The organism is Sanguibacter keddieii DSM 10542 (genome assembly GCF_000024925.1).
In the GTDB taxonomy this organism is placed as follows: Bacteria; Actinomycetota; Actinomycetes; order Actinomycetales; family Cellulomonadaceae; genus Sanguibacter; species Sanguibacter keddieii.
In genome coordinates, this window is record NC_013521.1 from 1,136,005 (window position 1) to 1,148,167 (window position 12,163).

Here is a 12,163-nt window from a genome sequence, read left to right on the forward strand (position 1 = left end):
CTCCCGGTGTGGACCCACGACCAGCCATCCCGAGCCCGGTGGTGCACGCGCTGCGCGTCCCCGTCCCGGAGGACGCCCCGCACCACCACCCGTCGCGCACCGTGCTCCTCGACGACACGTCCCTCCTGACCTCCTGGGTAGAGGGACGTGCCACCACCCGTCTGGGCGTGCTCGACCTGCGCTCCGGTGGCTGGAGCGTCGTCCCCGGGCTCCGCGGACCTCTCCGCGCGGCCGTCCCCGGACCGGGTGGCGGCGCCCTGGTCCTCACAGACCACGGTCTGTCGCAGGTGGACCTCGCGACCCAGACCGTCACCCAGACGCTCCGGACGGGGATCGGCAAGAACAACGACTACCTCCACGTCGAGGGAGACGGCGACGACGGGCTCGTGGTCGTCGGCAGCTCTGCCGGGGCGACGGAGACCGTCGTCGACGGCTCGACCCTGACCGTCGTGCGGCGTCGACGCCGCCCACCACTGAAGATCTCCTTCCCGCCCGCCGAGGCGTCTCGTGCGGGCGTCGTCCGCGTGCTGGCCCACGGCGCCGGCGTCGTGGTCGGCGCGACGCAGCAGCGACCGGCCGCGCCCCAGCGGCTGCTCGTGGTCTCGCTGGTCGACGGCTCCGAGCTGGCGTCGGCCGACCTCCCCGCGGGCCTGAGCAGCGCCCACCTCGTCCGTGACGGTGTCGTCGCCGCACCCGCGGACCTGGGACGTGCCCGCACGCTCACGGTGCTGCCGGGGCTGGTCGAGACGGTGGCGGGCTCGGACGGCCTCGAGGCCCTCGTCGCGACGGCCACAGAGTCAGCAGAGGCGATCCTCTCGCGGAGGTCTCGGCGCACGCCGACACGCACGGTGCTCCGCGACCACCGGCTCGAGGTCGGCGCGGAGGTCGCCGACCTCCGGGGCGAGCGCATCACCCTCGACGGCTGCGCCGTCGCCCGGGCGGCGGAACCCGGAGACCGGCCGCGGGTGTCGCGAGTGCACGTCACCGACCTCGAGCTGCAGTCGAGCACGCTGAGCGGCGCGGTCCTCGAGGACGTCACGGTCGACGGGCTGCGCGCCCCGCACGGGTCAGGCTTCCTCTTCGGGTGCGAGCTGCGGCGCGTCACGCTCCGCGGGCGCGTCCGGGGGCTGGTGCTCGACCCCGCGCTGAGCGACCTCGACCCCGAGACCGAGGGACGCTACACGCGCTGGTACGCCGACCGGCTCGAGGACCCCGAGTGGATGCTCGACCTCACCGAGGCGACCGGCGACATCACGATCCGCGGGTACCCCTCGAGGTTCGTCCGTCGCAACCCCGGGCTGCACGCCGTGGTCACGGCCGAGGCCGCTGCGTCGGGGGAGTGGCGCACCGTGGACCCCGGGCGGTCGGCGCTCCGGGTCGCACTGCTCGAGCTCGTCCGCTCCGACTGGGAGGACGTCCTGCTGGTCGCCGACCCGCACGGAGTGCACGCGGAGGACGACCTCAGGTACCTCCACGACCTCCGGGCGCTGGGCGTCGCCTCCACGGACTGACGGTCGGGAGACCTCGCACGGCTCGCTCCCGGTGTGACCCAGGTCGCCCGGGGCCTCCGCGGTGCTGGGTTAGGATAGCCAAACCTCCGCAAGTGGAGATCTCCCTCGGTGCCGCACGGCGCCGCCGCGCGACCGCGAACGGACTGCAGATGACCGGCCACCCACGTACCGCACGGACCGGAGCGCGCGCGCTGCTCGCCTCTGCGCTCGCCGTGGTCGTCGCGGCGACCCTCGCCGGCTGCCAGGTCGCCGCGCCGCAGGCAGCCGTCCCGGAGGTGGTCGACGGCGGGGTGCGCCTCGTCGACGCGACGCTCGTCGACGACCCGAAGGGGCACGTCGGTCCCTCGACCGCCGTGCTCGCCGAGTCGGCGATCCCGGTCCCCGACGTCGTGCCCGAGCCGGCCCTGCCCGTGACGCTGACCGACATGCAGGGCACCGAGGTCACCGTCACCGACACCAGCCGGATCCTCGCCCTCGACGTCTACGGCACCACCTCGCGGATCGTCTACGAGCTCGGACTCGGCGACAGCCTCGTCGGGCGTGACGCGTCGTCGTCCTTCCCCGAGGTGGGCGGGCTCCCGCTCGTGACGCAGTCCGGCCACGACCTCAACGCCGAGGCGATCCTCGCGCTGTCGCCGACCCTGATCATCACCGACACGAGCCTGGGCCCGTGGGACGTCGTGCTGCAGATGCGCGACGCCGGCATCCCCGTGGTCGTCGTGGACTCCGAGCGCTCGCTCGAGAACGTCGACACGATCATCGACCAGGTGGCCACGGCCGTCGGGCTCCCCGAGGAGGGCGCCGCGCTCGCCGAGCGGTCCGCGGCCCAGATCGACGCCAAGATCGCCGAGATCGCGGCGATCGCCCCGCAAGACCCCGCCGAGCGGCTCCGCGTCGCCTTCCTGTACGTCCGGGGCCAGGCCGGCGTCTACTACATGTTCGGCACGGACTCCGGGGCCGACACCCTCATCACGGCCCTCGGGGCGACGGACGTCGCGACCGAGATCGGCTGGACCGGCATGCGGCCGCTCAACGACGAGGGGCTGGTCTCGGCCGCCCCCGACCTCGTGCTCGTCATGACCAAGGGCCTCGAGTCCACCGGCGGCGTGGACGGTCTCCTCGACGCGATCCCCGCGCTGCAGAGCACCCCCGCCGGGGAGAACCGTCGGGTCGTCGACATGAGCGACGACGAGATCCTCAGCTATGGCCCCGGCACCGCCGACGTCCTCGACGCCCTCGCCGTCGCCCTCTACGCCCCGGGTGCGTCGACGCCATGACCTCTCGCTCGACCACCAGCCCGTCCTCGGCCCCGGCACCCAGGACGTCCGCCGACCCGACCACGGACCCGGCCCGGGTCCCGGTCACCACGACCCTCGCCGGCGCCACGAAGACCCCGCCTCGTCGATCCGGTGCGCGTCCGACGAAGGTCGTGGCGCTGTTCGTGGGGCTCGCCGTCGCGCTCGTCGTCCTGGCCGTCGTCTCGGCCGGCAGCGGCCAGCTGCGCATCCCGCCGTCAGAGGTGCTCGGGTCGGTGCTCGAGCGCCTGGGCCTCGGTCCGGGCGGCGTCACGCACCCCAACGGCGACGCCGCGCTCTGGTCCATCCGCTTCCCGCGGGTGGTCATGGCAGTCCTCGTCGGCGCTGCGCTCGCGTCCGCCGGGGCGCTCATGCAGGGCGTCTTCGGCAACCCGCTCGCCGACCCCGGCGTCGTCGGCGTGTCCTCGGGCGCTGCGCTCGCCGCCTGCACGGTCATCGTCTTCGGGTTCAGCTTCCTCGGGTCCTGGACCGTCGCGGCCTTCGCCTTCGTCGGGGGCCTGCTCACCACGCTCCTCGTGTACTTCGTGTCGCGCTCCGGGGGCCGGACCGAGGTCGTCACGCTCGTGCTCACCGGCGTCGCGGTCAACGCCATGTGCGGTGCGGGCATCGCGTTCCTCACCTTCCTCGGCGACCAGCAGGCCCGCGAGCAGATCGTGTTCTGGCAGCTCGGCAGCCTCAACGGGACGCGGTGGCAGTACGTCGCCGTGGTCGCACCGCTCGTGGTCGTCGGCACCGCGGGCGTCATGGTGCTGGCCCGACGCCTCGACCTGCTCTCGCTCGGCGAGCGCTCGGCCCGCCACCTCGGCGTGGACGTCGAGCGCCTGCGCATCGTGTCGGTGGTCCTCGTCGCGCTGCTCACCGCGGCGGCGGTCGCCTTCTGCGGCATCATCGCCTTCGTGGGCCTCGTGGTGCCGCACCTGATCCGGATGATCGTGGGTCCAGGCCACCGCGTCTTGCTGCCCGCCTCCGCCCTCGGCGGTGCCGTGCTGCTGCTCGCCGCCGACCTCGTGGCCCGCACCGCGGTCGCCTACGCCGACCTCCCGATCGGCATGCTCACCGCGCTCGTCGGCGGGCCCTTCTTCTTCTGGCTCATCCGCAAGACCCGTCGCAGCGCAGGAGGGTGGGCATGACGCGCCGCCGCAGCAGCACCCTCCTGCCGCAGGGTGTCCAGCGGCAGGGCACGGGGCAAGACCTCGGCACCTCGAGCGGCGCGAGCACCGCCGCGCTGAGCGCGCACGACGTCCACGTCGCCTTCGACGGCGTCCCCATCGTCTCCGGGGTCGACCTCGAGGTCCGCGCCGGCGAGGTGCTCGCCCTGGTAGGGCCGAACGGCGCCGGGAAGTCCACGCTGCTCTCCGTGCTGGCCGGCGACCTCGCGCCGAGCGCCGGTCGGGTGCTCCTCCACGGCCAGGACCTGCACGGGCTGCGCCTGTCCGAGCTCGCACGGCACCGCGCCGTGCTGCTGCAGGAGCAGCGGCTGTCCTTCCCCTTCCACGTCGAGGACGTGGTGCGGATGGGGCGCGCGCCGTGGCGCGGCCTCCCCGAGGAGGACGAGGACGACCTCGTCGTCGCGCGCTCGATGGAGGTCGCCGAGGTGACGCACCTCGCGCCCCGCCTGTTCCCGACGCTGTCCGGCGGGGAGAAGGGCCGCGCGTCCTTCGCGCGGGTCCTCGCGCAGGGCACCCGTGTCCTCATGCTCGACGAGCCCACCGCGGCCCTCGACATCCGCCACCAGGAAGCCGTCCTGGTCCAGGCGCGCGACCAGGCCGCCGCCGGCGACGCCGTCGTCGTGGTGCTGCACGACCTCACGCTCGCCGCCGCGTACTCCGACGTGGTGGCCGTGCTCGACGCCGGCCGGCTCCGTGGGTACGGTGCACCGCGCGACGTCCTCACCTCTGAGCTGCTCACCGAGGTGTACCGGTACCCGATCGACGTCATCGAGCACCCCGTGCGCGGCGAGCTCGTGGTCCTCCCGGTCCGCGAGCGGGCCGTCAGGAGCGCCGCCGGACCTGCGACCCCAGACCACCTGCACGACCGACCGACCGATCTCTGACCAGGAGGACCTCACCGTGCTGCGCCCCGTCTCACCCCGACCGTCTGCCACCCGCTCCGCCCTCGCCCGCGCCGGTGCGGTCGTCCTGCTCACCAGCGTCGGCCTCGTCGGGCTCTCGACGACGGCCTCCGCGGACCCGCAGGTGACCGTCACCGACGAGTCCGGGACGTCCGACGGGACCGTCACGGCGGGGAGCGTCGTCACCGTGTCCGGCTCGGGCTTCCAGTCCGTCCAGGGTGGCGCCGGGGGGATCTACGTGGTCTTCGGCTGGGTCGACGACGCCGAGGGCGGGGCGTGGCGCCCGAGCAACGGGGGAGCGACCGGGGCGGACTACCTCTACGCCCCGGACACCGAGGACGCCGAGAACGCCGGCTTCCAGCGCTTCGTCGCGTTCCCGGGCTCGGGCACCGCGGCCGCCGCCAACGGCGGCGTCATCGCGGAGGACGGCAGCTGGTCGACGCCGCTCACCGTCCCGGCTGCGCAGTTCGACGCGATGGACCGGGCCGGCGACGCCGCCCCCGTCGACTGCACGCAGGTGCAGTGCGGGGTCATCACCTTCGGCGCGCACGGCATCAAGAACGCCACCAACGAGACGTTCACGCCGCTGACCTTCTCCGACGCCGCCGCGGAGGCTGCGGCTGCTGAGGCTGAGGCTGCTGAGACCGCCGCAGCGGCTCTCGAGGAGCAGGAGGCTGCCGCGGCGCTCGCAGAGGAGGAGGCCGAGGCGGAGGCCGACGCGACGACCGAGCCCGCGGACGCCGCGACCACCGAGGCGCCGACCCCGGCCCCGGCCGACACCGACGACGACGCGCTGCTCTCCCCGTCGGCACGCCTCGCGCTGTCGATCGGCGGCGGCGTCGCCGCGCTCACCGTCCTCGTGGTGCTCGGGATCCGCAAGATCCGCGCCCGCGAGGCCGCCGCGACGCAGAGCGGTCCCGCAGGCGGCGAGCCCGAGGGCTCTGCCGACGGCACGACGACCGACGGCACGCCGGGCGACGGTCCCTCGACCGCCTCCTGACCCGGCGCCGCGGGGTGCGCCGGCACCCCGGACGCCCGGCCCGACCAGGTGCGCCGAGCGCGTATCCTGTGGGCCAGCTCGACAGCCTGACCTGATCCACGACCTGAAGGGTGGCCACCGTGCCCGCACCATCGGCGCTCCGCGTCGCGCTCCTCGGCTGCGGGGTGGTCGGGACCCAGGTCGCGCGCCTGCTGACCGACCAGTCCGACGACCTCGCCGCCCGTGTCGGCGCACGCCTCGACCTCGTCGGGATCGCGGTCCGTGACGCCTCGGTGCCGCGCGACCCGTCGATCGACCGGGCGCTGCTCACCGAGGACGCCCAGACGCTCGTCGAGGGCGCCGACATCGTCATCGAGGTGATGGGCGGGATCGAGCCCGCCCGGTCGCTCCTGCTGCACGCGATCGCCGGGGGAGCCTCCGTCGTCACGGCCAACAAGGCGCTGCTCGCCGAGGACGGCCCCACCCTCTACCGCGCGGCCGACGAGGCCGGGGTCGACGTCTACTACGAGGCCGCCGTCGCAGGGGCGATCCCCATCGTCCGCCCGGTGCGCGAGTCGCTCGCCGGCGACCGCATCCAGCGGGTGCTGGGCATCGTCAACGGCACCACCAACTACGTCCTCGACCAGATGGCCACCCACGGGCTGGCCCTCGACGACGCGGTCCGCCAGGCGCAGGAGCTCGGGTTCGCCGAGGCCGACCCGACGGCCGACGTCGAGGGCTACGACGCCGCGGCCAAGGCCGCGATCCTCGCCTCGCTCGCCTTCCACACCCGCGTGACGATCGACGACGTCAGCCGCGAGGGCATCACGGCCGTCACCGCCGACGACGTCGCGTGGGCCCGCCAGACCGGTCACGTCATCAAGCTGCTCGCGATCTGCGAGGCGAGCGAGGCCGGGGTGTCCGCCCGCGTGCACCCGGCCCTCGTCCCCGCAGAGCACCCGCTCGCCGGCGTCCGCGGCGCCTTCAACGCGGTGTTCGTCGAGGCCGAGGCCGCCGGCGAGCTCATGTTCTACGGGCGCGGCGCGGGCGGCGCACCCACCGCGTCGGCCGTCCTCGGCGACGTCGTGTCGGTCGCCCGCCACCGCGTGCTCGGCGGCAAGGGACCGGCCGAGTCGCACTACGCGCAGCTGCCGATCGCCCCGGCGTCGTCGGCCGTGACGCGGTACCAGGTGCGGATCGCCGTGTCGGACCGCCCCGGTGTCCTCGCCCAGGTGGCCCAGGTCGTCGCCGAGCACTCGGTGTCGATCGAGGCAGTCCGCCAGGCGCCCATCGAGGGGTCCCAGGACGGCGTCACCGCCGCCCACCTCGTCTTCACCACGCACCACGCCACGGAGTCCGCGCTCGCCGGGACCGTGGCCGCGATCGCCGACCTGGACGCCGTCCAGGGCATCCTGTCCGTCCTGAGAGTTGAAGGTTCCTGATGGCCCACGTGTGGCAAGGCATCATCCGCGAGTACGCCGACCTGCTGCCCGAGCACCTCACCACGCACGTCGTCACCCTCGGCGAGGGCGGCACGCCCCTGGTCCCCGCCCCGGCGCTCTCCGCGCTGACCGGTGCGGAGGTCTTCCTCAAGGTCGAGGGCATGAACCCGACCGGGTCCTTCAAGGACCGCGGCATGACGACGGCCATCTCCGCGGCCGCGCACAAGGGTGCCCAGGCCGTGGTGTGCGCCTCGACGGGCAACACCTCCGCCTCGGCCGCCGCCTACGCGACCGCCGCGGGCATGACCTGCGCGGTCCTCGTGCCGGACGGCAAGATCGCCATGGGCAAGCTGAGCCAGGCCATCGCGCACGGGGCGAAGCTCCTCCAGGTGGACGGCAACTTCGACGACTGCCTCGTGGCCGCCCGCAAGCTCGCCGAGGCGTACCCGGTCGAGCTCGTGAACTCCGTCAACCCCGACCGCATCCAGGGCCAGAAGACGGGCTCCTTCGAGGTCGTCGACGTGCTCGGCGACGCACCGACCATCCACGCGCTGCCCGTCGGCAACGCCGGCAACATCACCGCGTACTGGAAGGGCTACGTCGAGTACCTCGAGGCGGGGATCTCGACGCACCTGCCGCAGATGTGGGGCTTCCAGGCGGCAGGTGCCGCCCCGATCGTCGCCGGGCACCCGATCACCGAGCCCGAGACCATCGCCACGGCCATCCGCATCGGCAACCCCGCGTCGTGGGAGCAGGCCGTCGAGGCCCGCGACACGTCGAAGGGCGTCATCGAGTCGGTCACCGACGAGCAGATCCTCCTCGCGCACCGCATCCTCTCCGCCGAGGTCGGCGTCTTCGTCGAGCCTGCGTCGGCGGCCGGCGTCGCCGGGATCATCTCCCGTGCCGAGCGCGGGCTGGTGCCCGCCGGTGCCCGGATCGTCGTGACCGTCACCGGGCACGGCCTCAAGGACCCGCAGTGGGCGCTGCGCACCGCGGACGGCTCGGAGATCGTGCCGCAGCGCGTGACCGCCGACGTGGTCTCGATCGCCGACGCCCTCGGTCTCTGAGCCGACGGTGCCGAGGATGAGGCTGGGAGCCGACCACGTCCGGGTGCGGGTGCCCGCGACGAGCGCGAACCTCGGCCCGGGCTTCGACAGCCTCGGGCTGGCGCTCGGGCACCACGACGAGCTCGAGGTCCGGACGCTCGGCACGGACGAGGTCCGGGTCGACGTCGTCGGCGAGGGTGCCGGTGAGGTGCCCTCGGACGAGCGGCACCTCGTCGTCACGGCGCTCCGGCGAGGCCTCGACCACGTCGGTGCGCCGCGCACGGGGCTGCACCTGAGCTGCACCAACCGGATCCCGCACGGGCGGGGGATGGGCTCGTCGGCGGCGGCCGTCGTCTCCGGGCTCCTCGCGGCGCGCGGGCTGGTCGAGGACCCCGAGAGCCTCGACGACGCGACGGTGCTCGCCCTCGCGACCGAGCTCGAGGGGCACCCGGACAACGCGGCGCCGGCGGTCTACGGCGGTGCGACGGTGGCATGGACGTCGACGACGGCGACGACCTCGACGACCGCTGCGGGCGTGCCGCGCGCCGCGCGGCTCGTGGTGCACCCGGACGTCGAGACCACGGTCGTGGTGCCCGTCGTGCGGCTCGCGACGAAGACCGCGCGCGGCGTGCTCCCCGCGGCCGTCCCGCACGGTGACGCGGCCTTCACGGCCGGGCGCGCGGCGCTGCTGGTGCACGCGCTGTCCTCCGACCCGACCCTGCTGCTCGACGCGACCGAGGACCGGCTCCACCAGGGGTACCGCTCGTCGGTCATGCCGAGCACCTGGGACCTCGTCCAGCGCCTGCGCGACCGCGGCGAGGCCGCGACGGTGTCGGGAGCCGGGCCGACGGTCCTGGTCACGGGTCGGCGGCAGGACCGCGCCCGCCTGTCCGCCGTCCTCGACGAGCTCCTGGACGGGACCTCCGGGTGGGCGGTCCTGCGCCCGGAGATCGACCGGACCGGCGCGGTCGTCGAGCGTCTCTGACCCGGGACGAGGGCGGCGCGAGATCACCCGGCGGGCCCCCAGACCCTGGGAACCGTGCGGCTGAGCCGGTGTTATAGTGGGTCCAGTTTCCTGCTATGCCCGGCTTCTGAGCCGGGATGCAGCGTGCCGCGGGTGTGCAGCCGACATCGCGGAGGCCACCCACAGCGCACCATCGACAGTCGCTCCTGCTCTGGAGCGGACAGCGGCGATGGTCGCGACCGGCACACACGCGGGAAGCACTCCGAACCGTGTCACCTCTCGACGTCTGTCGTCGCGTGACGCGTTCCTACTACGTCCCGGCCGCATCGGTGCCGGACGTCGACCGCCCGCAGCCTCCTCGTCAACGAGTCACGGCTGTGTACGAGGGGAAGGGTCCTTCGTGACTGACACCATCGACGCCACCGAGCGCAGCGCCGCTGCCGGTGGCACCGCCCGGACCGGCGCGATCTCCGCGCTGCGACTCTCCGAGCTCCAGGCCCTGGCCTCCCAGCTCGGCGTGAAGGGCACGTCCAAGATGCGCAAGAGCGATCTTGTCGACGCCATCAAGGCGACGCAGGGCAGCGGCGCGAGCCGCCCCGCGACGAAGGCGACGGCCTCGAAGGCCTCGGCCTCGAAGGCGCAGGCCTCGCAGCCCGAGGCCTCGTCGTCCGCCCCCGCGAAGGACGACGCAGCAGCCTCGGCCACGCGGTCGGAGACCACCACCGCCCCGGCCACCGAGACCTCGGCCCGCCACGAGACCTCCTCCCGCGACGAGACCTCCAGCCGTGACGAGAGCGCCCCCCGCGACGAGACGTCCGGGCGCAGCGCGCAGCGAGGCTCGCGCCGTGCCGGGCGCTCCGAGGCGCCTGCCGCCTCGGTCGCCGACATCTCCCTCGACGGCCCCGAGCTGTCGCGCACCCGCTCCGAGCGATCCGAGGTCCGCCTCGCCGCCGGTGAGACCGCCGACGAGCGCGCCGCCCGCGCCAAGGACGCCGTCGTCGACGTCACCCTGCCTCCTCGTCGGGACCGCGGCTCGCGCCGCGCAGGACGGTCCGCAGGTTCTGCCGCTGCAGACGCGCCCCAGGCCGACGACGCGCAGCGCACCGAGCAGCGCGGCGCCGACAAGCAGCAGGCCTCCGAGCAGCAGAACCGCGACGGCCAGGCCCGCGAGCAGCGCGCCGGCCGCCAGAACCGTGACGGCCAGCAGAGCCGCGACGGCCAGCAGAACCGTGAGCAGCAGAACCGTGAGCAGCAGCGCGCTGCCGAGCGCGGCAACGCCGGCGCCGGCACCAACGGCGCCCCTGCCGGAGCCGGGAACGAGGAGGACGACGAGCGCGGTGGCCGTCGTCGCCGGGGACGCGACAGGTTCCGCGACCGTGACCGTGACCGCGACAGGGACCGTGGCAAGCGGACCCGCAGCCGCAACGGCGGACCGGACCTCAGCTTCGACGACATCGAGGTGGGCGAGGACGACGTCCTGCTCCCCGTCGCGGGCATCCTCGACATCCTCGACAGCTACGCCTTCGTGCGGACCAGCGGCTACCTGCCGGGGCAGAACGACGTCTACGTCTCGCTCAACCAGGTCAAGAAGTCGGGCCTGCGACGCGGTGACGCGATCACCGGCGCCGTCCGCCAGCCGCGCGAGGGCGACACGAGCGGCCAGGCCACGGCCGGACGCCAGAAGTACAACGCGCTCGTCCGTCTCGACACCGTCAACGGCACGGCTCCTGATGAGGCCCGTACCCGTCCGGACTTCGCCAAGCTGACGCCGCTGTACCCGCAGGAGCGCCTGCGGCTCGAGATGCCGGACCCGACGCGCCTCACGCCGCGCATCATCGACATCGTCGCCCCGATCGGCAAGGGCCAGCGCGGCCTCATCGTCGCGCCGCCCAAGGCCGGCAAGACGATCATCATGCAGCAGATCGCCAACGCGATCACGACGAACAACCCTGAGGTCCACCTCATGGTCGTGCTCGTCGACGAGCGGCCCGAAGAGGTCACCGACATGGAGCGCACGGTCAAGGGCGAGGTCATCGCCTCGACCTTCGACCGCCCCGCCACCGACCACACGATCGTCGCCGAGCTCGCCATCGAGCGTGCCAAGCGCCTCGTCGAGCTCGGCCAGGACGTCGTCGTGCTGCTCGACTCGCTCACCCGCCTGTCCCGCGCGTACAACCTCGCGGCGCCCGCCTCGGGCCGCATCCTCTCGGGTGGTGTCGACGCCTCGGCGCTGTACCCGCCCAAGCGGTTCTTCGGCGCGGCGCGCAACATCGAGAACGGTGGCTCGCTCACCATCCTCGCGTCGGCGCTCGTCGAGACCGGCTCGAAGATGGACGAGGTGATCTTCGAGGAGTTCAAGGGCACCGGCAACATGGAGCTGCGCCTCGCGCGCTCCCTCGCCGACAAGCGGATCTTCCCGGCGGTCGACGTCAACGCGTCCGGCACCCGCCGCGAGGAGATCCTCATGGGCCAGGACGAGCTGCGCGTGATCTACAAGCTCCGTCGCGTCATGGGGGCGCTCGACCACCAGCAGGCGATCGAGCTGCTGCTCGGCAAGCTCAAGGACACCAAGTCCAACGCCGAGTTCCTCATGCAGGTCCAGAAGACCACGCCGAGCGGTCTCGTCGACGACGAGAACGCCGGCCGCACGATCTGACGCCCGGAGGGCGCGGCGCCGGGTCCCGCCCGGCGCCACGCCCTCCAGGCGCCTGCACGACGGCCTGCTGCCCTCGGGACTATTTCTGTCCGGTCGGTGGTTGTGCCATGATGTCCCGTTGGCATCTGGTTCACGGGGGCTGTCCTGTCCTCGACCCAGACGCACGAACCAAGGAGAT

9 protein-coding genes are annotated in these 12,163 nt (G+C 73.6%); all 9 read left to right on the forward strand.

Translation table 11 applies throughout. From position 1 onward, the window contains the following. The first annotated feature begins 8 nt into the window (after positions 1-8). Entirely contained in the window at positions 9-1,511 is a 1,503-nt protein-coding gene (locus SKED_RS04800) for a hypothetical protein (protein WP_143755660.1), read from the forward strand. Between the two features lie 92 nt (positions 1,512-1,603). Next, positions 1,604-2,788: a heme/hemin ABC transporter substrate-binding protein gene (locus tag SKED_RS04805; protein ID WP_012866001.1), complete on the forward strand. Its 1,185-nt coding sequence runs from the start codon at positions 1,604-1,606 to the stop codon at positions 2,786-2,788. Then, a complete protein-coding gene (locus SKED_RS04810; RefSeq protein WP_012866002.1) occupies positions 2,785-3,957 on the forward strand; it encodes a FecCD family ABC transporter permease in 1,173 nt (390 codons plus the stop codon). The genes SKED_RS04805 and SKED_RS04810 overlap by 4 nt, the downstream gene beginning before the upstream one ends. Then, positions 3,954-4,880, forward strand: coding sequence for a heme ABC transporter ATP-binding protein (locus SKED_RS04815; protein ID WP_012866003.1), 927 nt, complete (start codon positions 3,954-3,956; stop codon positions 4,878-4,880). The genes SKED_RS04810 and SKED_RS04815 overlap by 4 nt, the downstream gene beginning before the upstream one ends. 16 nt (positions 4,881-4,896) lie before the next feature. Further along, positions 4,897-5,898, forward strand: coding sequence for a hypothetical protein (locus tag SKED_RS04820; RefSeq protein ID WP_012866004.1), 1,002 nt, complete (start codon positions 4,897-4,899; stop codon positions 5,896-5,898). A 110-nt stretch (positions 5,899-6,008) separates the two neighbouring features. Continuing rightward, a complete protein-coding gene (locus tag SKED_RS04825; RefSeq protein ID WP_012866005.1) occupies positions 6,009-7,319 on the forward strand; it encodes a homoserine dehydrogenase in 1,311 nt (436 codons plus the stop codon). Then, positions 7,319-8,386: a threonine synthase gene (thrC, locus tag SKED_RS04830; RefSeq protein WP_012866006.1), complete on the forward strand. Its 1,068-nt coding sequence runs from the start codon at positions 7,319-7,321 to the stop codon at positions 8,384-8,386. Before SKED_RS04825 ends, thrC begins: the two co-directional genes overlap by 1 nt. 16 nt (positions 8,387-8,402) lie before the next feature. Further along, positions 8,403-9,350: a homoserine kinase gene (thrB, locus tag SKED_RS04835; protein WP_012866007.1), complete on the forward strand. Its 948-nt coding sequence runs from the start codon at positions 8,403-8,405 to the stop codon at positions 9,348-9,350. 379 nt (positions 9,351-9,729) lie between these two features. Then, positions 9,730-11,985 carry a transcription termination factor Rho gene (rho, locus tag SKED_RS04840; RefSeq protein ID WP_012866008.1) on the forward strand — a complete coding sequence of 752 codons (2,256 nt, stop codon included), beginning with the start codon at positions 9,730-9,732 and terminating at the stop codon, positions 11,983-11,985. Positions 11,986-12,163 lie beyond the last annotated feature (178 nt).